General features: G+C 70.5%; 28 protein-coding genes. 6 read left to right on the top strand and 22 right to left on the bottom strand.

Translation table 11 applies throughout. The features are described from left to right. The 17 genes from lepB to FXO23_RS30615 form a co-directional block, all read right to left on the bottom strand. Positions 1-480 (bottom strand): signal peptidase I (gene lepB, locus FXO23_RS51790; protein WP_246258065.1); only part of this gene is annotated, 480 nt, incomplete at its 3' end. Between the two features lie 30 nt (positions 481-510). After that, positions 511-870 carry a 50S ribosomal protein L19 gene (gene rplS / locus FXO23_RS30690; protein ID WP_158888966.1) on the bottom strand — a complete coding sequence of 120 codons (360 nt, stop codon included), beginning with the start codon at positions 868-870 and terminating at the stop codon, positions 511-513. Between the two features lie 157 nt (positions 871-1,027). After that, positions 1,028-1,774 carry a tRNA (guanosine(37)-N1)-methyltransferase TrmD gene (trmD, locus tag FXO23_RS30685; protein WP_158888965.1) on the bottom strand — a complete coding sequence of 249 codons (747 nt, stop codon included), beginning with the start codon at positions 1,772-1,774 and terminating at the stop codon, positions 1,028-1,030. Between the two features lie 5 nt (positions 1,775-1,779). Beyond that, the gene (rimM, locus tag FXO23_RS30680) at positions 1,780-2,289 is read right to left on the bottom strand and encodes a ribosome maturation factor RimM (RefSeq protein ID WP_158888964.1); all 510 of its coding nucleotides are present in this window, start codon (positions 2,287-2,289) and stop codon (positions 1,780-1,782) included. 20 nt (positions 2,290-2,309) lie between these two features. Continuing rightward, positions 2,310-2,549: an RNA-binding protein gene (locus FXO23_RS30675; RefSeq protein WP_020671256.1), complete on the bottom strand. Its 240-nt coding sequence runs from the start codon at positions 2,547-2,549 to the stop codon at positions 2,310-2,312. Continuing rightward, positions 2,546-3,010: a 30S ribosomal protein S16 gene (rpsP, locus tag FXO23_RS30670; protein WP_158888963.1), complete on the bottom strand. Its 465-nt coding sequence runs from the start codon at positions 3,008-3,010 to the stop codon at positions 2,546-2,548. The genes FXO23_RS30675 and rpsP overlap by 4 nt, the downstream gene beginning before the upstream one ends. 183 nt (positions 3,011-3,193) lie before the next feature. Further along, a complete protein-coding gene (locus FXO23_RS30665) occupies positions 3,194-3,964 on the bottom strand; it encodes a CPBP family intramembrane glutamic endopeptidase (RefSeq protein WP_158888962.1) in 771 nt (256 codons plus the stop codon). A gap of 87 nt (positions 3,965-4,051) precedes the next feature. Further along, positions 4,052-4,801: a CPBP family intramembrane glutamic endopeptidase gene (locus FXO23_RS30660; RefSeq protein ID WP_246258063.1), complete on the bottom strand. Its 750-nt coding sequence runs from the start codon at positions 4,799-4,801 to the stop codon at positions 4,052-4,054. Between the two features lie 74 nt (positions 4,802-4,875). Then, positions 4,876-6,024 (bottom strand): cytochrome P450, encoded by a 1,149-nt coding sequence (locus FXO23_RS30655; protein ID WP_158888961.1) that lies wholly within the window; start codon positions 6,022-6,024, stop codon positions 4,876-4,878. A gap of 12 nt (positions 6,025-6,036) precedes the next feature. Further along, complete coding sequence (locus FXO23_RS30650) at positions 6,037-6,555, bottom strand: MarR family winged helix-turn-helix transcriptional regulator (RefSeq protein WP_158888960.1); 519 nt, start codon at positions 6,553-6,555, stop codon at positions 6,037-6,039. 74 nt (positions 6,556-6,629) lie between these two features. Then, complete coding sequence (locus tag FXO23_RS30645) at positions 6,630-7,694, bottom strand: amidohydrolase family protein (protein WP_425484923.1); 1,065 nt, start codon at positions 7,692-7,694, stop codon at positions 6,630-6,632. 5 nt (positions 7,695-7,699) lie between these two features. Next, entirely contained in the window at positions 7,700-9,238 is a 1,539-nt protein-coding gene (ffh, locus tag FXO23_RS30640; RefSeq protein WP_158888958.1) for a signal recognition particle protein, read from the bottom strand. Positions 9,239-9,455: 217 nt separating this feature from the next. Continuing rightward, positions 9,456-10,349, bottom strand: a complete 894-nt coding sequence (ku, locus tag FXO23_RS30635; RefSeq protein ID WP_158888957.1) for a non-homologous end joining protein Ku — start codon at positions 10,347-10,349, stop codon at positions 9,456-9,458. A gap of 85 nt (positions 10,350-10,434) precedes the next feature. Continuing rightward, positions 10,435-10,842 carry a hypothetical protein gene (locus tag FXO23_RS30630; protein WP_158888956.1) on the bottom strand — a complete coding sequence of 136 codons (408 nt, stop codon included), beginning with the start codon at positions 10,840-10,842 and terminating at the stop codon, positions 10,435-10,437. Positions 10,843-10,888: 46 nt separating this feature from the next. Next, positions 10,889-13,210, bottom strand: coding sequence for a [protein-PII] uridylyltransferase (locus FXO23_RS30625; protein ID WP_158888955.1), 2,322 nt, complete (start codon positions 13,208-13,210; stop codon positions 10,889-10,891). A gap of 2 nt (positions 13,211-13,212) precedes the next feature. After that, positions 13,213-13,551 carry a P-II family nitrogen regulator gene (locus FXO23_RS30620; protein WP_158888954.1) on the bottom strand — a complete coding sequence of 113 codons (339 nt, stop codon included), beginning with the start codon at positions 13,549-13,551 and terminating at the stop codon, positions 13,213-13,215. Beyond that, positions 13,548-14,876, bottom strand: coding sequence for an ammonium transporter (locus FXO23_RS30615; protein WP_158888953.1), 1,329 nt, complete (start codon positions 14,874-14,876; stop codon positions 13,548-13,550). Before FXO23_RS30615 ends, FXO23_RS30620 begins: the two co-directional genes overlap by 4 nt. A 185-nt stretch (positions 14,877-15,061) precedes the next feature. Here FXO23_RS30615 and FXO23_RS30610 point away from each other — a divergent pair, with 185 nt between their 5' ends. Together FXO23_RS30610 and FXO23_RS30605 are read left to right on the top strand one after the other, a co-directional pair. After that, the gene (locus tag FXO23_RS30610) at positions 15,062-15,925 is read left to right on the top strand and encodes a putative RNA methyltransferase (protein WP_158888952.1); all 864 of its coding nucleotides are present in this window, start codon (positions 15,062-15,064) and stop codon (positions 15,923-15,925) included. Positions 15,926-15,960: 35 nt separating this feature from the next. Beyond that, a complete protein-coding gene (locus tag FXO23_RS30605) occupies positions 15,961-16,632 on the top strand; it encodes a (2Fe-2S)-binding protein (RefSeq protein ID WP_158888986.1) in 672 nt (223 codons plus the stop codon). On the opposite strand, the gene FXO23_RS30600 is transcribed toward FXO23_RS30605, so the two are convergent. Both FXO23_RS30600 and FXO23_RS30595 read right to left on the bottom strand, forming a co-directional pair. Then, positions 16,629-17,159, bottom strand: a complete 531-nt coding sequence (locus FXO23_RS30600; protein WP_246258061.1) for an NUDIX hydrolase — start codon at positions 17,157-17,159, stop codon at positions 16,629-16,631. The two genes, FXO23_RS30605 and FXO23_RS30600, sit on opposite strands and share 4 nt — an antisense overlap. Positions 17,160-17,169: 10 nt before the next feature. Next, positions 17,170-17,877 (bottom strand): helix-turn-helix domain-containing protein, encoded by a 708-nt coding sequence (locus FXO23_RS30595; RefSeq protein WP_281356634.1) that lies wholly within the window; start codon positions 17,875-17,877, stop codon positions 17,170-17,172. Positions 17,878-17,979: 102 nt separating this feature from the next. Here FXO23_RS30595 and FXO23_RS51785 point away from each other — a divergent pair, with 102 nt between their 5' ends. After that, positions 17,980-18,495 carry a helix-turn-helix domain-containing protein gene (locus tag FXO23_RS51785; protein WP_246258037.1) on the top strand — a complete coding sequence of 172 codons (516 nt, stop codon included), beginning with the start codon at positions 17,980-17,982 and terminating at the stop codon, positions 18,493-18,495. Between the two features lie 98 nt (positions 18,496-18,593). Here the strand turns inward: FXO23_RS51785 and FXO23_RS30585 are convergent, their stop codons facing one another. Together FXO23_RS30585 and FXO23_RS30580 are read right to left on the bottom strand one after the other, a co-directional pair. Beyond that, on the bottom strand, positions 18,594-19,418 hold the full coding sequence (locus FXO23_RS30585) for an alpha/beta fold hydrolase (protein WP_158888951.1): 825 nt from the start codon (positions 19,416-19,418) through the stop codon (positions 18,594-18,596). A gap of 15 nt (positions 19,419-19,433) precedes the next feature. Then, positions 19,434-20,060: an acyl-CoA-like ligand-binding transcription factor gene (locus tag FXO23_RS30580; protein ID WP_158888950.1), complete on the bottom strand. Its 627-nt coding sequence runs from the start codon at positions 20,058-20,060 to the stop codon at positions 19,434-19,436. Positions 20,061-20,254: 194 nt separating this feature from the next. Between FXO23_RS30580 and FXO23_RS30575 the strand changes: the two genes are divergently transcribed. Both FXO23_RS30575 and FXO23_RS30570 read left to right on the top strand, forming a co-directional pair. Next, entirely contained in the window at positions 20,255-21,544 is a 1,290-nt protein-coding gene (locus FXO23_RS30575; RefSeq protein WP_158888949.1) for an O-acetylhomoserine aminocarboxypropyltransferase/cysteine synthase family protein, read from the top strand. Continuing rightward, on the top strand, positions 21,541-22,074 hold the full coding sequence (locus FXO23_RS30570; protein ID WP_158888948.1) for a CoA-binding protein: 534 nt from the start codon (positions 21,541-21,543) through the stop codon (positions 22,072-22,074). Before FXO23_RS30575 ends, FXO23_RS30570 begins: the two co-directional genes overlap by 4 nt. Positions 22,075-22,077: 3 nt before the next feature. Here the strand turns inward: FXO23_RS30570 and FXO23_RS30565 are convergent, their stop codons facing one another. Next, positions 22,078-22,410, bottom strand: a complete 333-nt coding sequence (locus FXO23_RS30565; RefSeq protein ID WP_158888947.1) for an STAS domain-containing protein — start codon at positions 22,408-22,410, stop codon at positions 22,078-22,080. Between the two features lie 376 nt (positions 22,411-22,786). Here FXO23_RS30565 and FXO23_RS30560 point away from each other — a divergent pair, with 376 nt between their 5' ends. Further along, the gene (locus FXO23_RS30560; protein ID WP_158888946.1) at positions 22,787-23,758 is read left to right on the top strand and encodes a GlxA family transcriptional regulator; all 972 of its coding nucleotides are present in this window, start codon (positions 22,787-22,789) and stop codon (positions 23,756-23,758) included. Position 23,759: the final 1 nt, after the last annotated feature.

The following is a 23,759-nucleotide window of genomic DNA, read 5'->3' as shown; positions in this document are numbered from 1 at the left end:
GCCACCGGTCGCGATGATCCGCTTGACGAAGTCGCGCTCGTCCGGCGGCGCCAGCCCGAACACCGAACCGATGCTCTGGAAGAACCGCACCACCGCGTTGCCGGACTCCTGCGGCGGCGCGTCGTTCTCGGTCCACGGCTCGGGCCCCTTGAACACGACCACGTCACCCGGCGTGGGATCGGTGAAGTCGTAGACGATCTTGTCCACCAGGACCTTGTCGCCGTAGCACCCCGTGCAGCCGTGCAGCGTGGTCTCCATCGACCCCGAGGGAATCGTGTACACCCGGGCGAAGAAGTGCTGGAACACGAAGGCCAGCACCAGCGCCACGACGATCAGGATGGGCAGTTCCACCCAGAACGAACGCTGCTTCTTCGGTTTGCGGTGCCGCTTCCCCCGACGTTTCCCGGATTCGGCGGACTCGTCAGGATCGGGACGCTCGGGTTCATCCTCGGCAGCGTTTGAGGGCACAGGTTCGACCACGTCGCCAGGCTACGGGAATCGATCGGCTGCTCAGGAGGCAGAGGGGGCTTCGCGGCGTTCCTTGATCTTGGCGGCCTTGCCCCGCAGCTCGCGCAGGTAGTACAGCTTCGCGCGCCGGACGTCACCGCGCTTGAAGACCTCGATCTTCGCGATGTTCGGCGAGTGGACCGGGAAGGTGCGCTCGACGCCCACGCCGAAGGAGACCTTGCGGACGGTGAAGGTCTCCCGGATGCCACCGCCCTGGCGACGGATGACCGCGCCCTGGAAGACCTGGTTGCGCTCGCGGTTGCCCTCGATGACGCGGACGTGCACCTTCAGCGTGTCGCCCGGGCGGAAGTCCGGGATGTCGGAACGCAGCGACTGAGCGTCCAGGGCGTCCAGGGTGTTCATCGGTGGTCCTCGTCCTTCGTATGGCTTACGTACATCCGGGCGCGCGCACCAACTTCACAGCGATCGACCCGGGGGCTGGTGTAGCGGCGCGGGACCTGGTCCGGTCGCGCCAACCTGTCAAGTATTGCAGACCGGGGTTCGCGCCCCGGCACGGGGCCTAGCCGGATTCCTCGCGCAGGGACTCGAGCAGCGCGAGATCGTGCTGGTCGAGGCTGCCCGCGGGCAACCGGTCGAGCAGATCCGGCCGCCGCCGCAGGGTCCGTTCCAGCGCCCGGTCGCGGCGCCAGCGGTCGATCCGGGCGTGGTTGCCCGAACGCAGCACCTCGGGCACCGGCAGCTCGCGCCAGACCTCCGGGCGCGTGTAGCTCGGACCTTCCAGCAGCCCGTCGGAGAACGAGTCCTGTTCGGCCGACACCGGATTGCCCAGCACCCCGGGCAGCAGCCGGACCACGGCCTCCACCATCACCAGCACCGCCGCCTCGCCGCCGACGAGCACGTAGTCGCCGATGGACACCTCGTCCACCGGCATCCGGCGGGCGGCGTCGTCGATCACGCGCTGGTCGATGCCCTCGTACCGGCCGCAGGCGAACACCAGGTGCCGTTCGGCGGCGTAGGAGTGCGCGAGGGCCTGGGTGAACGGCCGGCCCGCCGGGGTGGGCACGACGAGCCGCGAGCCCTCGCCGCACACGTCGTCGAGCGCGGGACCCCAGATCTGCGGCTTCATCACCATGCCCGGCCCGCCGCCGTAAGGCGCGTCGTCGACCGCGCGGTGCACGTCGTGCGTCCAGTCGCGCAGATCGTGCACGCCGACCTCGATCAGGCCGCGGTCGATGGCCCGGCCGAGCAGCGCCGCCCGCAGCGGGTCCAGGTACTCGGGGAAGATGGTGACGACGTCGATGCGCACGGGGGTCAGTCCAGCAGTCCTTCGGGCGGGTCGAGCACGACCCGGCCACCCGCCACGTCGACCGTGGGGACGATCGCGCGCACGAACGGCACCAGGACCGTCCGGCCGTCCCGGTCGACGGACAGCAGTTCACCGCCCGGCGAGTGCACGATCTCGCGGACGACCCCGACCTCGGAGCCATCGGCGAGCTCGGCCCGCAGGCCCTCCAGCTCGTGGTCGTAGAACTCGTCCGGATCCTCGGTCGGCGGGAGGTCCGCGGTGTCCGCGAGCAGCAACGCGCCGCGCAGCGTTTCCGCGACTTCGCGGGTGAGCACCTGCTCGAAACGCACGAGCAGCCGCCCGCTGTGTTCGCGGGCGGCTGCCACCGTGAGTTCGCGCATCGCGCCGTCGCGGAGCCGGACGGACAGCGACGTGCCCACGGCGAAGCGCCGCTCGGGCGAATCGGTGCGCACGTCCACCGCGAGTTCACCGCGGACCCCGTGCGCCTTGGCGATCCGCCCGACGACTACCTGCACCGTGCTGGTTCGCAGACCGGTCAGCGGTCGGTGTCGACGACGTCCACGCGGACGCCCCGGCCACCAATACCGCCCATCACCGTGCGCAACGCGGTCGCGGTGCGGCCACCGCGACCGATCACCTTGCCCAGATCGTCCGGGTGCACGTGCACCTCGAGCGTGCGGCCGCGCCGCGTGGTGATCAGCTCGACCCGGACGTCGTCCGGGTTGTCGACGATCCCGCGCACGAGGTGCTCAAGGGAATCGGCGAGAAAGCTCACGCTTCCGCCTTCTCCTTGTCGGCCTTCGCGGCGCCGTCCTCGGACTTGGCCTCGGCCTTGTCCTCGGTCTTCTTGGCGGCCTTCTTCTTCGGCGTGGTGGCCTCGGTGCTGGGCTCCTCGCCCGCGGCGGCCAGCGCGGCGTTGAACAGCTCCTGCTTGCTCGGCTTCGGCTCGGCCACCTTCAGCGTGCCCTCGGCGCCCGGCAGGCCCTTGAACTTCTGCCAGTCACCGGTGATCTCCAGGATGCGCTGCACCGGCTCGGTCGGCTGCGCACCCACCTTCAGCCAGTGCTGCGCCCGGTCCGAGTCGACCTCGATCAGGCTCGGCTCTTCCTTCGGGTGGTACTTGCCGATCGTCTCGATGGCCCTGCCATCGCGGCGGGTGCGCGCGTCGGCGACGACGATCCGGTAGTACGGCGCACGGATCTTGCCGAGGCGCTGCAGCTTGATCTTGACGGCCACGGGTGTGGGTACTCCTCAGTTCTCTCGGTGCTCGAAGTCGGGACACGATCCGAGTGGGGAAACGGATGCGGGTACCCGCGGGTTCTGGTGGCTCCGGCGCGGTGAGAGGGTCCGGCCGAAGCAGGCAAGCGACCATTCTGCCAGCCGCGCCCGTCGCGGTGGCCGCCACCCCCGCTTTCCGCCCTAAATGCTCAACAGCCCGAGGGAGGTGAGCAGGATGGCCAGGGCGGGGAGGAAGTTGTTCATCTGGTGCGCGACGATGCTGCCGAGCAGGCGGCCGGTGAACAGCCGGGCCAGCCCGATCGGCACCGCGATGACCAGCAGCAACGTGGTGCGCAGGGGTTCCAGGTGGCTCACCGCGAACACGGCGGTGGACAGCAGGAACGCGGCCAGCCGGCCCCATTTCTCCTTGCCCCAGTGCAGCCGTTCGACCGCGCCCCAGAGCAGCCCGCGGTAGATGATCTCCTCGCAGATCGGCCCGAGCAGCCAGACGTAACCGAACATGATCACCGCGGCCGCGACCGACATCGGTTTGTCCTCGACGAGCGCGCCGATCGCCGAGGTCGCGTTCTCCCGGCCGACCACCTGGGTCCACACGAACGCGCCGACCGTGGTGCAGACCAGGCCCAGCACGCCGAACTTCAGGCCGACGCGGACGTCGTCCCAGTTCCAGGACAGCCGCAGGTCCGCGAACGGGCCGTTGCCGCGGAGCTTGGTGATGAGCAGCGCCACCCCGGCCGCGATCACGGTCGGCGCGATGGTGCCGATGAGCACGTCCCGCACCGGCAACTGGTCGCCGCGCACCGGTCCGAAGAGCGCGCTGACGAACGCCGCCGACGCCAGCAGCACGGCCTCGACGAGGAGGAACGCGCCGAACCCCCAGCGCGGTGCGGGCCGATCCGGTTCAGGCGTCCCGCCGCCAGGGACCGATTCGCCTGGCTGCGATGCGGTCACGCCTGATCCTCCGTCTGATATGTCTGGATACGGTCGAGCCTAGCGGGGTGAGTCCGGTCGGCTACCCCGCGTGGTCCATCCGGTCTCTCATATTCCGGCGAACAACAGCAAGGCGGGTGGCAGGTTGTTGGCGGCGTGCGCGACCAGGCTGGCCCCCACCCGGCCGGTTTTCAGCCGGGCCAGGCCGATCGCGAGGCCCTGGCCCACCAGGGCGACCGTCCGCGTGGGCTCCCCGTGCAGGTGCGCGAACACGACCGCGGTCAGCACCAGGATCGCCCACGACGGTATCCGGTAGTGCTCGAGCGCTCGCCACAGGGCACCGCGGACCAGCAGTTCCTCGGTGAGCGGGGCCGCGAAGACGACGATCACCCCGGCGAGGATCAGCCACGGGGTGTCGTTGCCGACCCCACCGGACAGCTCGTCCAGCGGGCCGTCGGAAATCCGGTCCGTGCCGTAGAGACCGAGCAGCACGAGGTTGATCAGGTACCCGGCGGCCAGTGCGATGCCACCGCACGCGAGTCCGACCTTGATGTCGCGGCGGGTCGGCAGCAGGCCGAAGTCCGCGCGGAGCCCCCGGCCCCACCGCCGGGAACCGATCGCGGGGCCGAGGCCGAGGAACAGGTTCGGCAGGAAGGCCACCAGCAGCAACGGGCCCACGTCGGGGAGTTCGAACGAGTCGAACTGGTCGAAACCGGACACGAGACCGGTCATCACCAGCGTGACGAGGTAGTACCCGCCGAGCCCGGCGAAGAACGCGAGCAAGCCCCAGTGCGCGCCGAACACGAGACCGGCCCGGAGATCCGGGGGGCGTGAATCGCCGTCGGGCTCCTCTTCCACACACCCTCCCGCGACACCGCGACTCGCCAACCGGGTCCACGCTATGTGTTCGCCCGGCGACGCACGACAGCGGGTTACCAGGCGATCGGCACCGCGACCGGACCTTGGAGCGTGAGGAACATCCGCCGCCAGGCGAGTTCCTCGAACGGCACCGCGAGGCGCAGCCGAGGGGCCGCGGCCAGCAGCGCGGTGACGCCGGTCCGGATCGCCAGCCGGGCCAGCGCCGCGCCGAGGCAGTGGTGCGGCCCGTGGCCGAAGGTGAGGTGGCCCTGCGCGCGGCCGGGATCGATCCGCTCCGGCTCGGGGAACCGCCGGGCATCGTGGTTGCCCGCGCGCAGGGGCGCGAGGAGGAACTCGCCCGCGCGGATCGGCACCCCGCCGACGTCGGCGTCCTCGATCGCCACCCGCCCCTGGTCGCCGGCCGAGCCCTGGTCCTGGCGCAGGAGTTCCTCGACCAGCGCGGGCACCGAGGCGGGATCGCGGGGAAGTTCCGGTTCGGCCGCCAGCCGCAGCACGGCCGTGGCCAGGGCGTTCGCGGGCGGGACGTACCCGCCCATCATGATCGCGAAGGCGAGCTGGGTGACCTCTTCCGGAAGCAGTGCGTCGCCGGAGTCGTCGCGCGCTTGGAGCAGCCCGGTCAGCAGGTCGTCCCCGGGCGCGCGCCGCTTCGCCTCGACCAGTTCCATCAGGTAGCCACCCAGATTCCGGGCGGCTTCGGCCATCTCCTGGTAACTGGGCGCGGTGAACACCGCGACGACGCCGTCGATCCAGGTCCGCAGATCGTCCCGAGCCGTCGGCGGGACGCCGAGGAGTTCTTCGAGCACCGCGAGGGCGAACGGGATCGCGTACCCGTCCAGCACGTCCGCGGGCGGGCCCTGCGCGACCAGCTTCGCGGCCAGGTCGTCGGCGAGCGCTGCCACGCGGGGACGCAGCTGTTCCACCCGCCGCGGGGTGAGCGCCTTGGCGGCGATGCGCCGGAGCCGCGCGTGTTCGGGGCCGTGCATGGTGAAGAGCAGGTCCCCGGCGCCGGTCGTGGGCATACCGGGAATCCACGGCCGGAACCGCGGGTCGGCCAGCAGGGCGCGGATGTCGGCGTAGCGGGTGACCAGCCAGGCGTCCTCGCCGGTCGCGAGGTGCACGCGGCCCACCGGTTCCTCGTCCTGTCTCCGGGCGAATTCGGACGGGCAGCGCATCGGCTCGGCGCCCGCGAACGGGTAGTCCATGTGGTTCCTCCCCTATTTCTCCGGTTTGCCGGTCGCCTTTTCGGCCAGCGAGTGCAGCGGCATCAGGGCGGCGTCCCCGTTCACCCCGAGCGCTCGGGCGGTGAGCAGGCGGTACAGCTCGTCCGCGGCCTGGGCCAGTCGCGCGGCGCGGTCCGCGACCGAGTCCCGGTCCGGGTCGAACTCGGCGAGCGCCGCCGCGAGGACCTGTTCGGCATCGCGCTGCTGGCGTTGGGTGACCGCCGCGACCAGCCCGTCGACCGGGGTGACCAGGGTCCGGCGGCGATCGGCCGGGTCCGGGCGGGTGTGCACGGCGCCCTGCTCCCGCAGGTGCGCGACGGCGGCGGAGACGTGGCTCTGCGCGAAACCGGTGCGCGCGGTGAGCTCGCTGATCGAGATGCCCGGCGCCTCGACCAGCACCGAGATGAGCACGAGGTAGATCTCCGGGACTTCCGGATCCGAGTCGTCGCGCATGCCCCGGGAAGCGAGTTCCATCAGGTGCTTGCCGAGCAGGTACAGCTCACTGGCCTTCACATCGGAAACGATACATCGAAAACGATGCGATTGGGCATACGGAAATCCCTGGGATCGCGTTCGCCGAGCGCGGGTCAGCGGGGCACGGCGCCGCGCAGGACGAGGTGCCGGGGATGGCGCAGCGCGGACAGGTCGGCCCGCGGGTCGGCGTCCAGGACGAGCAGATCCGCCGACGCACCGTCCACAAGGGACTCGTGGCCGAGCCAGGAGCGCGCGGACCAGGAGGCGGCGGCCAGGGCCTGCTCGCGGCTCATGCCGACCCGGTGCAGCGCCTCGATCTCGTCGACCAAGCGGCCGTGCTCGATCATCCCGCCCGCGTCGCTGCCCGCGTACACCGGAACCCCGGCGTCCAGGGCCGCGGCGACCGTTTCGGCCACGCCCGCGTGCAGGGCGCGCATATGCGCCGCATAGGCCGGGTACTTGCCCGCCTTGTCCGCGATCCCCGGGAAGTTCTCGATGTTGATCAGCGTCGGCACCAGCGCGGTCCCCCGCCGGGCCACCTCGTCGATCAGGTCCGCGGACAGCCCGGTGCCGTGTTCCAGGCAGTCGATCCCGGCGTTGATCAGGCCGGGCAGCGCGTCCTCGCCGAACACGTGCGCGGTGACCCGGGCGCCCGCCTCGTGCGCGACGGCGATCGCCTCGGCCAGCACGTCGTCCGGCCAGAGCGGCGCGAGGTCGCCGACGCCGCGGTCGATCCAGTCGCCGACGAGTTTGACCCAGCCGTCGCCTTCGGCCGCCTGTTCGGCGACCGCGGACGGCAGCAGCGCCGGATCGTCGAGTTCGACGCCCAGGCCCGGGATGTAGCGCTTGGGCAGCGCGAGGTGCCGTCCGGCCCGGATGATCCGCGGCAGCTCGGCGCGCTGCTGCAGCGGCCGGGTGTCCACCGGGTCACCGCAGTCCCGGATCAGCAGCGTGCCCGCGTCGCGCGAGGTCAGCGCCTGCTCGGCCGCCCGTTCCAGGGACACCGGACCGCCGACGCCGATGCCCGGGTGGCAGTGCGCGTCGACCAGCCCGGGGACCAGAAACCCTTCGCGCACAAGGGTTTCCGCACCGGCGACCGGGGTCAGGCTGATCCGGCCGTCGTGGATCCAGAGATCGCGCGGCTCGCCGTCGGGCAGGACGGTTCCGCGCAGGTGCAGCGCCGTCACTTGTTCTTCGGCGGCAGCTTGAACTTCGACGGGTCGAAGCCGGGCACGTCGTTCAGCCCGCCGCCGAGCTGGGACAGGTCGGGCATCCCGCCGCCGCCCGCGCCGGGCGGGATCATCGGCATCCCACCGGGGAAGCCGCCGCGCACCTTGGGCGGCGTGGGGCCGCGCCCCTTGCCCTTCTTCCCCTTCTTGCCCTTCCGCTTGCTGCTGCCGCCGCCTCCGCCGCCGAAGCCGAACCGGCCCGCCATCTGCGCCATCATCTTGCGCGCCTCGTAGAACCGGTTGACCAGGTCGTTGACCTCGCGGACGGTCACCCCGGACCCCAGCGCGATCCGCTGCCGCCGGGACCCGTTGATGATCTTCGGGTTGTCCCGCTCCGCCGGGGTCATGCCGCGGATGATCGCCTGCAGCCGGTCGAGGTGCTTGTCGTCGACCTGGGCGAGCTGGTCCTTCATCTGCCCGGCGCCGGGCAGCATGCCGAGCAGGTTGCCGATCGGGCCCATCTTGCGCACCGCGAGCATCTGCTCGAGGAAGTCCTCCAGGGTGAGCTGGCCGCTGCCGAGCTTGGCCGCGGCCTTCTCCGCCTGCTCCTGGTCGAAGGCCTGCTCGGCCTGCTCGATCAGGGTGAGCATGTCGCCCATGCCGAGGATCCGGCTGGCCATCCGGTCCGGGTGGAAGGTGTCGAAGTCCTCGAGCTTCTCGCCGTTGGAGGCGAACAGGATCGGCTGCCCGGTGACCTGGCGGACGGACAGCGCGGCACCACCGCGGGCGTCACCGTCCAGCTTGGTCAGCACGACACCGGTGAACCCGACACCGTCGCGGAAGGCCTCCGCGGTGGTCACCGCGTCCTGACCGATCATCGCGTCGACCACGAACAGCGTCTCGTCGGGCTGGACGGCGTCGCGGATGTCGGCGGCCTGCCGCATCAGCTCCTCGTCCACACCGAGCCGACCGGCGGTGTCGACCACGATCACGTCGTGCTGCGCGCGCCTGGCCTCGTCGATCCCGCGCCGGGCCACGTCGACCGGATCGCCGACGCCGTTGCCCGGCTCCGGCGCGAAGGTCGGGACCCCGGCCCGCTCGCCGACGACCTGGAGCTGGGTGACCGCGTTCGGCCGCTGCAGGTCGCACGCGATGAGCAGCGGCGCGTGGCCCTGCTTCTTCAGCCACAGCGCGAGCTTCCCGGCGAGCGTGGTCTTACCGGCACCCTGCAGACCGGCGAGCATGATGACGGTCGGCGGGTTCTTCGCCAGGTTCAGCCGCCGCGTCTCGCCGCCGAGGATGCCGATGAGCTCCTCGTTGACGATCTTGACGACCTGCTGCGCGGGGTTCAGCGCCTGGGAGACCTCGGCGCCCTTGGCACGCGTCTTGACCTGCGAGATGAATTCCCGCACCACGGGCAGCGCCACGTCGGCTTCCAGCAGCGCGATGCGGATCTCCCGCGCGGTCGCGTCGATGTCGGCCTCGGAGAGCTTGCCCTTGCCCCGCAGGTTCTGCAGGACCGAGGTGAGCCGATCGGAGAGAGTGTCGAACACGGGTGTGCACGCTCCAGCTGGGTCGTCGGTACTCCTTCGAGGGTAGCCGTAATGCCGAAGTGGCCGGTCGCGGGCCGACCCGGGCCCGGCGGATACGCGGGCGGGTGACCCGCCCCCTCGCCGGGTCACCCGCTGGGGACAACCCTGCCGGGGACGCGATCAAGCGGGCAGCGTGAACACCCCCAAGTAGTGCTGCGTAGATCTACTCAGGGAAAACTCAGCGTCGTGACTTGGCCGCGCCGCGTGCCTTTCCGGCCGCCTTCTTCGCGGCTTCCTTGGACGCCTTGGCCTTGCGCGCGGCCGCCTTGGCCTTCCCCACCGAGGCCGCGCGCTCCTGGTCGGCCTCCACCACGTCGGCGGCGCTGTTCTGCAACGCGGACAGCAGCTCGGTCACCCCGGCCTCCTGGACGGCGGCGGTCGGCTGGACCACCTCACCGCCCTCGACCTTGGCGGTGATCAGCGCCTCCAGCGCCTCCTGGTACCGGTCGGCGTACCGCTCGGGGTCGAAGTCCCGCGCGAGCCGCTCGATCATCGCGACGGCCGCGCGGATGTCGGACACCCGGACGTCCACGTCCTCGTGCTGGAACGGGAAATCCGGCCGGCGGACCTCGTCCGGCCAGAGCATGGTCTCCAGCATGATCACCTGGTCGCGGACCCGCAGGATGCCGAGCGCCTCCCGCTGCCGCAGGGCGACCTTGACCACCGCCACCCGGCCCGACTGCTGCAGCGCCTCGCTGAGCAGGACGTACGGCCGGGTGCCCGCGGCCTCGGGCTCCAGGTAGTAGGTCCGGGCGAAGTAGATCGGATCGATCTGGTCCAGCGGCGTGAACGCGCAGATCTCGATCGAATGGGCGGTGGGCAGCGGCAGGCTCGCCAGCTCCTCCTCGGTGAGCACCACGACGTCGCTGCCGGGCACCTGGAACCCCTTGCCCAGTTCGGCGGCGTCCACCTCGGCGCCGTCGACCTCGCAGATCCGCTTGTTCCGGATCCGGCCCCCGTCGGTCACGTGCAGCTGGTGCAGCCCGGTGGTCTGCTCCTCGGTGGCGCTGTACACCTTGACCGGAATCGCGGCGCTGCCGAATCCGATCGTGCCCTTCCAGATCGCTCGCATCTCCACCTCCCCAGCGGCGAACGCCACCTGGACGCACGCACCCGCAAAGGGAAAAGCGTAATCCGGCGAAGGATCGGGCCGACAGCTACAAACGGGTGTCCTCGCCCGCCGAACGGACGAGCGACTCGAGGGCCGGTCGGCCCTCGGCCAGCGCGTCGGCCGAGTACCCGGCCGCGGCCGACGCGGCGCGCAGCACCTCGGTGAGCGCGAGCAGGTCCGGCGAGGGCGCCGCGGGACGCCGGTCGCCCACGTAGTCGGCGAGGCGGGCGAGCATGGCCGAGAGGTGCTGCTGACCCGCGACCACGTGCGCCAGGACGGCGGCGACGTCTCCGACGCTGCCCACGCTCGGCCCGCCCGCCAGCTCGGCGGCGCAGGTCTCCAGATGGGCGGCGATCACGGTGGCCGGCAGCACGGATTCGTCGTCGTTCGGACCGCTCCCCAGCACCCTGCCACCGCCTTCCGGTCGCGTGATCGGCTCACCGATGGCGGACATATTGCCATCGCGGCCGTGCGCCCGGTGCGCGACACCCCGGAGGACGCTAGGAAGCCGCCGCGAGCACGGCTTCTTCGATCCCGTCGCGCCAGGGCTGATCGATCCGGCCGTGCACCGGCGCGATCGCGAAGGAGTCGACGACCGCGCCGCCGAGCGTGGCCACCTTGGCCCAGCGGACCTCGGCGCCCCCGCGCTGCAACGCCGCCGAGACCCGGTAGAGCAGGCCGATCCGGTCGGTGGCCCGCAGTTCCAGCACCACGGTGTCCGACCCGCTGGTCTCGTCGTCGAACCACAGCACCTTCGGTTCGGCCACCGCCGCGGAATGCGCGTGGTAGTCCCGTTCCTTCGCGGCGAGCTTCTGGGCGAGCGCCGCCGTCCCGGACGACACCGCGCGGGCGAACTGCTCGCGCAGCAGTGTGACGTCCGGCAGCGAACCGAACTTCGGCGACGCGCTGAACACCCCGGCCCGCCCGCCGTCGTGGCCGCGCAGCACCGCGGTGTGCACCTCGAGCGAATGCAGCGCGAGCACCCCGGCCGCGGGGGCGAGCAGTTCGGCCCGCGCGGGAACCGCGAGCACCACGGTCGCCACCTTGCCCTCGGCGCTGATCAGCACCTCGCCGTGCCCGGAGCGCACGGCCGCGGCGACGAGTTCGCGCTGCTGCTCGTCGAGCGGTTCGGGCGCGGAGAAACCCTTGCCCCGCATGACTTCCCGGCAGTGGGCGACCAGCGTCTCGACCAGCCCGGCCTTCCATTCGGTCCACATCCCGGGGCCGGTGGCCAGCGAATCGGCCTTGGTCAGCGCGTGCAGCAGTTCCAGCAGCACCGGATCCATGTGCACGGTCTTGGCGACCCGCAGCACGGTCGAGGACTCGCTGATGTCGCGCCGGGTCGCGGTGTGCGGCAGCAGCAAGTGGTGCCGGACCATCTCCGAAACCAGTGCGGCGTCCTCCTCGCCCAGCCCGACCCGTGCCGCGACCTGAGCCGAGATCGCCGCGCCCAGCTCGGAATGATCCGCCTCGCGTCCCTTGCCGATGTCGTGCAGCAACGCGCCCAGCAGGAGCAGATCCGGCCGGGACACGGTCGTGGTGAGTTTCGCCGCCTCGACGCAGGTCCGGACGAGGTGCCGGTCGACGGTCCACGAGTGCACCGGTTCCCGCGGCGGCAGGTCGCGCACCGCGCCCCATTCCGGGAACAACCGGGCCCACAGGCCGGTGCGGTCCAGCGCCTCCACCGCGTCGACGAGGCCCTCGCCCGCGCCGAGCAGTTCGGTCAGCGCGTCGCGGGCGTCGGCGGGCCACGGGGCGCGCAGTTCCGGTGCGGAATCGGCGAGACTCCGCAGGGTTCCCGGTGAGATGGGCGCGCCGGAACGGGCCGAGGCCGCGGCCACCCGCAGCAGCAGCGCCGGATCGCGGGCGGGCACCGCGTCGCGCGCCAGCGCCACCTCGGTGCCGTGCAGCACCACGCCGTCGTCCAGCGGGGTCCGGCTGGGCCGCCGGCCGAACCTCCCGCGTGGACTGTCCACAGTAGAACGCAAGGCGACGTCCACCGCGTAGCTCACCGCACGCCCCGCGCCGGAAAGCTTGCGCGCCAAGGTGAACCGGTCGCCGAAACCCAGTTCCGCGGCGACCAGTCCGGCGTCCGCGGCGCTCAGCACGTCCCGGTCGCGGCGGAGTTCGCGGCGCAGTTCGGTGCGGACGTCGAGCAGCAGTTCCTTCGCCGCCCGCAGTTCCTCGTTCGGCCGGTCGGTGAGCTGCGCGGCGGCGAGCGCGTCCAGCACGCCCGCATCCCGCAGGCCACCGCGCCCGTACTTGAGATCGGGTTCGGAGGACTGCGCGATCTCGCCGCTGCGCTGCCAGCGGGCCCGGGCCGATTCGGCGAGTTCGGGCAGCCGTTTCCGCGCGGTGCGGCGCCACTGGTCGCGCGCGGCGGCGGCCAGCCGCGCGCTCAGCTCCGCGTCGCCGGAGAGGTGGCGGGCGTCCAGCAGCCCCATCGCGGTCCGCAGGTCGTCCGCCGCGACCTGCAGGGCCTCGGCGGGCGTGCGCACCGCGTGATCGAGGCCCACGCGGGCGTCCCACAGCGGGTACCACAGCGCGTCGGCGATCTTCGCGATCTCCGAGTTTCCGTTGTGCACCAAGACGAGATCGAGGTCCGAGAACGGGACCAGCTCACGCCGGCCGAGGCCGCCGACGGCGACCAGCGCGACACCGGGATCGGCGGTGTCCACACCGGCCGCCGTGGCGGCCTTGCCCAGCCAGAATTCGTAAAGATCGACCAGGGCCTCCCGCAGCGCGGTCGCGCCCAGCCTCCCGTGCCGACCTTCCAGCAGTCTCTCGACCGCCTTTCTCAGCTCCACCCCCGTTGTGGTCATGGCTACAGGGCGTCCGTGCCGCGCTCCCCGGTACGGACGCGGATCACCGTCTCCACGGGGGTCACCCAGACCTTTCCGTCACCGATCTTGCCGGTGTGCGCGGCCCCGACGATGGCCTCGATCACCTTCTCCACGTTCGTGTCGTCGGTGACCACCTCCACCCGCAGCTTGGCCACGAAGTCGACCGCGTATTCGGCGCCGCGGTAGACCTCGGTGTGCCCCTTCTGCCGGCCGTAGCCCTGCACTTCGCTGACCGTCATGCCGAGCACGCCGAGTTGTTCCAGCGAGTTCCGGATGTCGTCCAGGGTGAACGGTTTGACGATCGCGGTGATGAGCTTCATGCCTTGCTCCCCTCGAGTTTCTTCGCCGCCGCGGCGACCCCGCCGCCGTGGCCGGCCGGGCGCCCGCCGCGCGAACCGAAGTCATACCCGGTTTCGGCGTGTTCCGCCTCATCGATCCCGGTGACCTCGTCCTCGCTGGAGACGCGGAAGCCGAGGGTCTTGTTGATCAGGAACCCGATGATCGCGGCCAGCACGAACGAATACGCCAGCACCGCGCCGGCGGCGACCGCCTGCTTCCCGAGCTGGCTGAACCCGCCGCCGTAGAACAGGCCGTCGGCGGTGCCCTCCTTCACGCCGCTGGTCGAGAACAGGCCGAGCAGGAGGGTGCCGGTCAGGCCGCCGACCAGGTGCACGCCGACCACGTCGAGCGAGTCGTCGAAGCCGAGGCGGTACTTCAGGCCGACCGCGAGCGCGCACAGCACACCGGCCGCGAAACCGATCGCCAGCGCGCCCCAGGTGTCCACGAACGCGCACGCCGGGGTGATGGCGACCAGACCGGCCACGATGCCCGAGGCGGCGCCGAGGCTGGTGCCCTTCCCGTCCCGCAGGCGCTCCACGAGCAGCCAGGCCAGCATCGCGACCGCGGTGGCGGTGAAGGTGTTGATGAAGGCCACGCCCGCGGTGTTGTCCGCCTTGAGCGCGGAACCCGCGTTGAACCCGAACCAGCCGAACCACAGCAGCCCGGCGCCGAGCATCACGAACGGCAGGTTGTGCGGCTTCATCGGCTCCTTCGGCCAGCCGACGCGCTTGCCGATCACCAGCACCAGCGCGAGCGCGGCCGCACCGGCGTTGATGTGCACCGCGGTGCCACCGGCGAAGTCGAGGGCGCCGAGATGGTTCGCGATCCAGCCACCGGCCTTGGTGACCTCACCGGTCGCCTCGTCCTTGGCGTCGAACGCGAAAACCCAGTGGGCGACCGGGAAGTACACGATCGTGGCCCAGATCCCGGCGAACAGCAGCCAGGCGCCGAAGCGGACCCGGTCCGCGACCGCGCCGGAGATCAGCGCGACGGTGATCACTGCGAACATGGCCTGGAAGGCCACGAATCCGGTGCCGGTCAGCGCGTCGCCGCCCATCAGGCCGCTCAGGCCGATCGCCTCGAACGGATCGCCGAGCAACCCCCCGCCGACGTCCTTGCCGAAGGCCGCGGAGTACCCGAAGATCACCCACAGCACGCCGACCAGACCGATCGAGCCGAAGCTCATCATGAGCATGTTCAGCACGCTCTTGGAGCGGACCATCCCCCCGTAGAAGAACGCCAACCCCGGTGTCATCAGCAGCACCAAGGCGGCACTGGTCAGCAACCAGGCCGTATTCCCTTCCACGCTTCCTCCTATGAGATGGGTCGCTGGACTTCTCAATTGGCGCAAAGCATGGAAAAGCCTTGTTGCACCGAATGACACTGGACGTTTCGGCGCTGTGAACCAAACGGTCGCCAATGTTACGGGGAAGTTTCCCGGCACCCAGGGGCTCGAGTCCGTTTACGAAACGTCATGGTCGAATAGGCGCCATGAGCAGGACGGACAGGAGTGACGGACCGCTACCGGACCCGGTGGTCAGGGCGCTGCGTTGCCCCCTCTGCGGCGACCGGATCGAGTTCCTCGGTAACGCGCTGCGGTGTCCGCGACGGCATTCGTTCGACCTCGCCAAGCAGGGTTACGTGAATCTGCTTCATGCCCGGGTTCCGGCGGGAACCGCGGACACCGCGGAGATGGTCGCGGCCCGCGTGGATTTCCTGGCGGCCGGGCACTACGCGCCGCTCGCCGATGCGATCGCCGCCCACGCGGCGCGGGTGGCCGGGCCGGGCCTGGTGGTGGACGCGGGTGCGGGCACCGGGCACTACCTGGCGCGTGTGCTCGAGGAGCTGCCCGGCCGCGACGGCCTGGCGCTCGACGTCTCGGCGATGGCGCTGCGCCGGGCCGCGCGGGCGCATCCCCGGATCGGCGCGGCGGTGTGGAACCTGTGGGAGCCGTGGCCGGTGGCGACCGGCTCCGCGCGAGTGCTGATCAACGTGTTCGCGCCGCGCAACGGCACCGAGTTCCGGCGCGTGCTCCGCCCCGGCGGCGCGCTGGTCGTCGCCTCCCCCGGCCACGGCCATCTCGGCGAGCTGGCCGCGCGCGTGGGTTTACTGGAGGTGGACCGAGACAAGGAACGGCGGCTGGACGCGGCGTTGTCCGAGTACTTCCGGCGTGTGCTCACGGAGGACCTGGTGATCGAGTTGACGCTTTCCCCCGAGGATGCCCGGCGGGCGGTGCTCATGGGGCCGAACGCGCACCACCTGCACAAGGACGGGCGGCGGGAACGGCTGGCGGCGCTCGACGAGCCGGTCGAGGTGACCGCGTCCTTCACGATCTCGGTGTACGAGCCCCGATGACCCCCGACGATCTCTATCGGGTGATTTCGCATCGGATGCCCCACCACGCGGGCAGCGCGGCGTTGCCGGGGCTGCTGGCGATCCCAGCGGCTTCGATCACCGACGAGACCTGGCTGCGGACCCGGATCGGGCTTTCGTCGAAGCTGTACGGCTGCGCCCCCGCGGAGGTGCTCGGCACCATCTGGTGGTACTCGGCGTCCTCGGTGCTGGTCGCCCCGGCGCTGGAATCGCTGGTGCTCACCGGAACCGCGCTCGATCCCTCGCTCGCGGCGGTCACCCTGGACGTGGTCGCCGACGGCCGGTTCGCCGGGGCGCGGTCGTCGGCCGTGCTGGGCGGCGATCTGGACAAACTCGGCGCCGCGTTCGCCGGGGCGCTGGAACCGGCGATCGAGACGATCGCGGCGGTCAGCGGCGCCCGGATCCCGGCCCTGCGCGCGATCGCGACCGATTCGATCGGCAACCGGCTGCTCTGGGCCGGAACCGCGGCCGGGGACCCGGACCGCGCGATGGACCTCGCCGGCCCCCTGGCCGCCGCGATCGGCAACCGCATGCCGCGCCCGCGGTTCGCGCGGATCGGCGCGACCCCGGTCGTCCGGCGGGCCTCGTGCTGCCTGATCTACCAGGCGACTGGCGGGGACAAGTGCACGAGCTGCCCCCGCCAGCCCCCGGCCGAACGCGAACGCCGCCTCCGCTCAGCCCTGGGTTAGACGCGCATGTAGTGCAGCATGAGCAGGGCGGCGACGCAGTTGGCGGAACGCACCTCGCCCTTCGCCACCAAGTCCGGCACCTGCGCCAGCGGAACCCATTCCCTGCGCTGCGACTCGAAAGCGTCCTCCGGCTCGCCGACATACTCGGCACTGTCGGCCCAGTACACGTGGTGAAGGCAGTCGCTCAGCCCGTTCGCCGGTTCCACCGTCATCAGGTGCTTCAGCGGACCGGGACGCCAGCCGGTCTCCTCGAGCATTTCCCGGGCAGCCGCCACGTCGACTGCTTCGCCGTCTTCGACGACACCCGCGGCTAATTCCCAACCCCAGGTATCGGTGATGAAGCGGTGCCGCCACAGCAACAACACCTCGTTGTCGTCATTGACAGCGGTCGCCAGCGCGACCGCCCGCTGCCGGATCAGGTAGTGGTCGAGATGTCGGCCGTCCGGGAGTTCGACATCGGCGAGATTGACCTTGAGCCATGGGTTTTCGTAGACCGTGTGCTCGCCGAGATTCTTCCAGATCGACACCGGCGCTCGCTTATCGCGCCAGAGCGGGGGCCAGCCGCTGAAGCAGGTACCCGGCACACCACCGGGACTCCGAATCCTTCGGGTCGACGGCCTCCTTGGCGAGCTTCGCCGCCAGCTTCTTGGGATCCGGGGCGGTGGTCGGATCGTCGGCGACACGCAGTGACGTCTGCCAGTCGATCTGGGTCAATCGAGATACCTCGGACGCGAGGCAGAGCCTCCGCACCTTCGCGTCCTCGTCCAGCACCTTTGCTACCAGTTCGGCGTTCTCCCGGCCGGGGAGGAACCCGACGATGCTGACCGCGTTGGCCCGCAGAGTGGAAGTTTTCCCTTCCACCGCCCAGCGCCGGAAGTTCCGGACCCCCTCCGGCCCGACAACTGGAGCCACCGCGGCGTCGATAGAGCTAGACGTAGGTCCCTCGGCGAAGATCGACGGATCTCCGGATTCGACAGCTTGGCGGATTTTCTCAAGGTGTCCCGAGTCCTTGATCTTCATCAGACGCGGGTGCGTGATGTCTCGACGCCGCATGCCGTCTCCCAGCACTCTCTCGTAGGCCGTGACCACGTCCAGGGTAACCGGACGTAAGCCCGTCTCGACCTGCCCAAGGTACGCCTTCGAGTAGGCGGTCTGAGCCGCCATTTGGGACAGGGACAGACCGACGTACAGGCGAGCCGATCTCAGACTCTCGCCGGTTTCCTCGCTTGCATCGTTTGCAGACACGTGCAGACCCCTCGCCCGTTCATTTCACCGTCGGTGGTGACGAGACTACTCCCAGGCAGTCAAGTCGAGGAGGACTGAACCCGTGGACGGTGAGGCGTCGCCATGAGCTGGCGAGTGGACGAGAACGGGACGGTCGAGACCGATGAAGGGGACTCGTTCCCAGGTGGACGGCATGCATTGCGGTTGCCGGAGTGCTACCGGCCCGTGGTCGGCGGCGTTCGCCACCGCACCAAGTTCCGCGCCCCACCGCCGCCGGGCGAATGGGTGACGGCGCTGTGCGGCCTGCTCTACCAAGTCGGCAGCCGTCCCGCCCCCGAGCCGATTTACGACTGCCACAGCTGCGACGACGAAGCCGAGGGACAAGCCATGGCCTACCAGCCCGAGACCGCCACGGCGAACCCGTACACCGACCAACTCGACACCCTCATCGGCGAACTGGTCCGCATGCGCCGCAGTCGGGGCCTCACCCAGCGGGATGTCGCCGCCTACTTCGGCTGCGACGCGCCCACCGTGTGCCGCTTGGAAAAGCGCGAGCGCGAGTTCACCGTACGCACGCTCCAGGGCTACGCATGCGCCCTCCGTTACCGGATCGTCATGGTCATCTCGCCACTCGGTTGAGCTGCCCCGGACGAGGTTTCGCGTGCCCGAACGGGGAACTCGGTGTTCCGAAACGGGGGACTCGCGCGACCGAAACGGGGGACTCGCGGGAGCGGTGGCTACGTGCGGGACGCGGCCAGGACTTCCCCTAGCTGGGCGGCGAAATCGGTGGCGTGGGTGCCGTAGCCGATGTGGCCGCCCGGGAAGTCGACGATCGGCAGGCCGAGTTTCTCGGCCAGGATCTGGTTGGGCCAGTAGGGAAAGGCGTCGTGCGAATCGCGGCCACCGGAAAGCACCAGGCGATCCGCGGTCGCCTCCAGCGCGGCGAGGTCGGGGGTCACGCGCGGGTAGGAGCGCAGTTCGTGTTCCAGCCAGAATTCGAGGTTGTGCCGCACGCGCGCCACGAATTCCGCGGTGTCGCCGATCGGTTCCCGCCCGCCGGGCCCGCCCATTCCCTCGATCCCGGTCGCGCGCAGGAACTTCGCCAGCGCCGCCCCGAAACCCACAGTGCGGTAGGTGTCGTACACGTCGTCCAGGAGAACCAGGTGCCGTTCGCTGTCGGGCAGCAGGGTCACCAGCGGCGGCTCGTGCGCGAACAGGCGAAGGATCCGGTCCGGGTGCCGGGTGAGCAGTTCGAGCGCGACGATGGCGCCGGAACTACTGCCGAACACGTACGCGGGCCGATCGGTGAACTCGCCGAGCAACCGCTTCGCGTCCTCGACGTCGGCTTCGACCCGCGCGTCGTCGTCCACCGGCCCGTCGAGCGGGCTGCGGGAAAACCCGCGGCGGTCGTAGGTGACGGTGGTGTACCGGTCCGCCAGCGCGGTGGCCACCCCCTGGTAGAGCCCGGCGTCCCCGTTGCCGCCGGGGATGAACAGCAGCACCGGCCCGGTTCCGCGCTTTTCGTAGTAGAGCTCGGCTCCGGGCACCTTCAGCGTGGTCATCCACTTCCCCCAATCTCAGGTGGCCGACGGATCGGGCAATCCGGCGGCGAGTTGACGTAACGCGTCGCGCAGCAGCGGCCGGAGCGGAACCGGCGGATCCGCGCGCAGCCACTGATCGGTGACCACCTGCGTGGTGGCGCCCACCGCGGCCGCGACCAGCCGCGGGTAGAGATCGTGCCGGGGATCGGTCCCGGTCCGTTCGGCGATGACCGCGGCGAACTCGCTGTCCGCGGCGAGACCGGCCTTGAGGACCTCGGCCTGGAAAGCGGGTTCGGCGAGCAGCCGCCGGACACCGGCCGTCACCTCGGCGGACGGGCTGCGGTCCGCGGCGCCGTCGTCACCGTCCCACTGCGCCAGCGTGGCGTGGATGACCGCGTCCCACAGCGGTTCGTCCCGGGGCCGTTCGCGCAGTTCGAGCGCGGCTCGCCGCGCCCGGTCGAGGTGCCGCGCGGCGAGGGCTTCGTACTTGCTGGAGAAGTAGTTCCGGAACGTGCGGGTCGAGACCTCGGCCTCGGCGGCGATGTCCTCGACCCGCACGTTCTCCAGCCCGTGCTCCAGCGCCAGGGCCAGCGCCGCGTCGCTGAGCGCCTGCCGGGTCGCGAGCTTCTTGCGCTCGCGAAGGCCCAGGGTCTCGGTGGTCACGCCGACCACCCTACACAAAGTTGCCGATTCGGCAAGCTTTCCGAATCGGCAACTTTCTCGCCACGTCAAGCTAAGTCCACTTCGGACAGCTTTGCCCCGGGTTCCCGCCACTTCCGGCGCTCCCCTGTGGTCCCGGCGACTCAGGCCGTGGGAGACCTGGCTCCACTACGGCGGTCGTGGGTACGGTAACGCTGATGAGTGAACGCAGTTGGGGCTTCCGCACCCGCGCCCTGCACGCCGGTGGCACACCGGACCAGGCGACGGGCGCCCGGGCGGTCCCGATCTACCAGACCACCAGCTTCGTCTTCGAGGACGCCTCGGACGCGGCGAACCTGTTCGCGCTGCAGAAGTACGGCAACATCTACAGCCGGATCGGCAACCCGACGGTGGCCGCGTTCGAGGAGCGGCTGGCCAGTCTGGAAGGCGGGATCGGCGGCGTCGCCACCAGCAGCGGGCAGGCCGCCGAGTTCCTCACGTTCTCCGCGCTGGCCGAGGCGGGCGAGCACATCGTCTCGGCGAGCGGGCTCTACGGCGGCACGGTCACCCAGCTCGACGGCACGCTGCGGCGGTTCGGTGTGGACACCACCTTCGTCGCGGGCGACTCACTCGATGACTACGCGACCGCGATCACCGACAAGACCCGGCTGATCTTCACCGAGGTCATCGGCAACCCGAGCGGGAACGTGGCGGATCTGGCCGGGCTGGCCGATCTCGCGCACGCGCACGATCTGCCGCTCGTGGTGGACGCGACGCTGGCCACGCCGTACCTGTGCCGGCCGATCGAACACGGCGCGGACATCGTGCTGCACTCGGCGACGAAGTTCCTCGGCGGGCACGGCACCACGCTCGGCGGCATCGTCGTGGAATCCGGGAAGTTCAACTGGGGCAACGGGAAATTCCCGCGAATGACCGAGGTGGTGCCCAGCTACGGCGGGTTGAAGTACTGGGAGAACTTCGGCGAGTACGCGTTCTGCACCCGCCTGCGCGCCGAACAGTTGCGCGACATCGGCGCCGTGCTGTCGCCGCATTCGGCGTTCCTGTTGTTGCAGGGCGTGGAAACCCTGCCGCAGCGGATGGACGCGCACGTGGCGAACGCCCGCGCGGTCGCCGAGTACCTGGAGGCCGATCCGCGCGTGGACTGGGTGGCCTACGCGGGCCTGCCGTCCCATCCGCACCACGACCTGGCGCGGCGGTACCTCCCGGGCGGTCCCGGTGCGGTGTTCTCGTTCGGGGTGCGCGGTGGCCGGGCCGCGGGCGAGACGTTCGTCGAATCCGTGGAGCTGTTGTCGCATCTGGCCAATGTCGGTGACGCCCGGACACTGGTCATCCACCCGGCTTCCACCACGCACCAGCAGCTTTCGGACGAGCAACTGCGCGCGGGCGGGGTCGGCCCGGATCTGGTCCGGTTGTCGGTCGGCCTGGAGGACGTCGACGATCTGCTCTGGGACATCGACCAGGCGCTGGACAAGGCGGTGCGGTCATGACCTTGGAAACCACCGTGCCCGAAGGCGGGATCCGGGCCGTGGACGACGTGCTCACCTGGACCCCGCCCACCGCGCGGGAACGGCTGAGCCTGCTGTCGCGGACGAAATCGGTGACGATCGTCGGCGCTTCGAACAATCCCGCGCGGCCGAGCTATTTCGTGGCCACCTATCTGCTGTCCTCCAGCGACTACCAGGTCAACTTCGTCAACCCGCGGCTCGACGAACTGCTCGGGCAGCCGGTGTACCCGTCGCTGGAGGAGGTGCCCGGCGGTGTGGACCTGGTGAGCGTGTTCCGCAAGCACGAGGACCTGCCGCAGGTCGCCGCGGACGTGATCGCCGCGGGCGCCCGCACGCTCTGGCTGCAGCTCGGTCTGTGGCACGAACCGGTCGCCCAGCACGCCACCGACGCGGGTCTGGACGTGGTGATGAACCGCTGCGTGAAGATCGAGCACGCGCGGTTCGCGGGTGGGCTGCACCTGGCCGGGTTCAACACCGGTGTGATCAGCTCCCGCCGCCAGTCGAAGCCCTGAGGCTCAACCGGCGGCGAGCGCGGCTTCCACCGAGGGGTAGACCGGCACGCGGTTGCCGTTGTCCCGGAGCACCCGCAACACCCGCTCCCGGTCGCACACCAGCCGGACCGAACCGTCGTGCTCGCCGGCCTGTTTCAACGCGTACTCGAGCGCGTCGACCCCCGCGGAGTCGAAGCGGTCGAGGTGCTCGAGGTCGAAGATCAGCCGATAGCGGGCGCCGCCGATCAGCTCGTCGACATGCTCGCGGATCCGGGTCGAGCTGTCCTGATCTATTTCACCGCCAACCTCGACGACGGTGCAAGCTTCGGCGTTGCGGGTGGACAGTGTCACGGTCACGAAACCTCCCGAGGTTCGACGGCCCGCCCCCGGCCCGTCGCCGCACGCAGATCTACCGAGTTCGATCTTGAACCGCTTTGCTCGTCACCCGTCTGTAGGCGTGTCCCGGACGGGTTGGCGCAAGATGGTACGCAATCCGGCCGGATCCCGCTCGGCGAAACCGGCACGGTCCGGAACCGGTCCAAAGTGGCCAGCAGGCGCCGCCGGATCAGCTCGGCCTTCACGCGATCAAGAATGAACGCTCCCGCGGCGGGAGAGACAGGCGCCTCGCGAGGGAATAATCCGATTGAATTTCTTCACGCACGCTATAGCGGACCTCAATTGAATTCTGTGAGAATCGGGGGCAGAGCGAACGGACACCGGGGGGTTTCCGGATATGCACGATGTGGTGGTGCTGGCGTCGCCCGGTGCCGTCCTCTTCGACCTGACCGTTCCCTGGCACGTCTTCGAAGACGGCCTCGCCGGTTACGCGCCGGCCGAGGGCGGCCTCGATCCGTGTTATCGCGTTCGCATCGCGAGCCGGGACGGCGAACCGGTCCGGTGCCAATGCGGGCTGCACGCGGGGGTGCACGGCGACCTGGAACTGCTCGAAGCGGCGGACACCGTGATCGTGACGGGATTCGCCGATGTCGACTATCCGCACGACGAGGACGTGCTGGTGTCGCTGCGCCGGGCGCACGCCGCCGGGCGCCGGGTGGTCGGCCTGTGCGACGGGGCCTTCCTGCTGGCCGAGGCCGGGCTGCTGGACGATCGCCGGGCGACCACGCACCGGGCGCGCGCGTCCCTGCTGGCGCGGCGGTTCCCGCAGATCACGGTCGTGCCGGACGCGCTGTACGTCGATGCCGACGATCGGGTGTTCACCTCCGGCGGTGAGGCGGAGATGATCGGGTTGTGCCTGCACCTGATCCGCGCGGACCACGGCGCGGACGCGGCCGCCTTCGCGGAGCGCCGGATGGCGTTCGCCGAGCACCGCGGCGGGCCGGTGTCCGATGACCGGAGTCTCGGCGCGTTGCGCGAATGGATCACGCAGAACCTCGACCAGCGGCTGACGTTGAGCGACCTCGCGGCCCGGGTGCATCTGTCCGAACGCACGCTGACGCGCCGGTTCAAGGCGGAGGTCGGGGTCTCCCCGCGGCGGTGGATCCTGTTCCAGCGGCTCAACCTCGCGCAGAACCTGCTCGAACGCACCGATCAACCGGTCGAGGCCATCGCGCGCTCGACGGGGTTCAGTTGCCCGGCGTCCCTGCGCGAGCACTTCCAGCGTGCCGTCCAGATGAGCCCGGCCCGCTACCGGGTGTTCATCCGGGCCCAACGAGACGAACTGGAAACCCGCGGTTCCTGGTCGTGAG

Origin of the sequence: Amycolatopsis anabasis (assembly GCF_009765355.1) — a bacterium.
In the GTDB taxonomy this organism is placed as follows: Bacteria; Actinomycetota; Actinomycetes; order Mycobacteriales; family Pseudonocardiaceae; genus Amycolatopsis; species Amycolatopsis anabasis.
The sequence above is the reverse complement of the archived record's forward strand: the minus strand, read 5'-3'. Positions and strand labels throughout refer to the sequence as shown.

What these genes read in the sequence shown, in the direction of transcription:
- FXO23_RS30570 (WP_158888948.1), top strand. Translation starts at nt 21,541, where the DNA reads ATGACCTTGGAAACCACCGTGCCCGAAGGCGGGATCCGGGCCGTGGAC.
- FXO23_RS30630 (WP_158888956.1), bottom strand. Translation starts at nt 10,842, where the DNA reads ATGTCCGCCATCGGTGAGCCGATCACGCGACCGGAAGGCGGTGGCAGG.
- FXO23_RS30605 (WP_158888986.1), top strand. Translation starts at nt 15,961, where the DNA reads ATGCCCCACCACGCGGGCAGCGCGGCGTTGCCGGGGCTGCTGGCGATC.
- FXO23_RS51785 (WP_246258037.1), top strand. Translation starts at nt 17,980, where the DNA reads ATGAGCTGGCGAGTGGACGAGAACGGGACGGTCGAGACCGATGAAGGG.
- rplS (WP_158888966.1), bottom strand. Translation starts at nt 870, where the DNA reads ATGAACACCCTGGACGCCCTGGACGCTCAGTCGCTGCGTTCCGACATC.
- FXO23_RS30610 (WP_158888952.1), top strand. Translation starts at nt 15,062, where the DNA reads ATGAGCAGGACGGACAGGAGTGACGGACCGCTACCGGACCCGGTGGTC.
- FXO23_RS30620 (WP_158888954.1), bottom strand. Translation starts at nt 13,551, where the DNA reads ATGAAGCTCATCACCGCGATCGTCAAACCGTTCACCCTGGACGACATC.
- FXO23_RS30575 (WP_158888949.1), top strand. Translation starts at nt 20,255, where the DNA reads ATGAGTGAACGCAGTTGGGGCTTCCGCACCCGCGCCCTGCACGCCGGT.
- FXO23_RS30585 (WP_158888951.1), bottom strand. Translation starts at nt 19,418, where the DNA reads ATGACCACGCTGAAGGTGCCCGGAGCCGAGCTCTACTACGAAAAGCGC.
- FXO23_RS30625 (WP_158888955.1), bottom strand. Translation starts at nt 13,210, where the DNA reads ATGACCACAACGGGGGTGGAGCTGAGAAAGGCGGTCGAGAGACTGCTG.
- FXO23_RS30560 (WP_158888946.1), top strand. Translation starts at nt 22,787, where the DNA reads ATGCACGATGTGGTGGTGCTGGCGTCGCCCGGTGCCGTCCTCTTCGAC.
- FXO23_RS30655 (WP_158888961.1), bottom strand. Translation starts at nt 6,024, where the DNA reads ATGGACTACCCGTTCGCGGGCGCCGAGCCGATGCGCTGCCCGTCCGAA.
- ku (WP_158888957.1), bottom strand. Translation starts at nt 10,349, where the DNA reads ATGCGAGCGATCTGGAAGGGCACGATCGGATTCGGCAGCGCCGCGATT.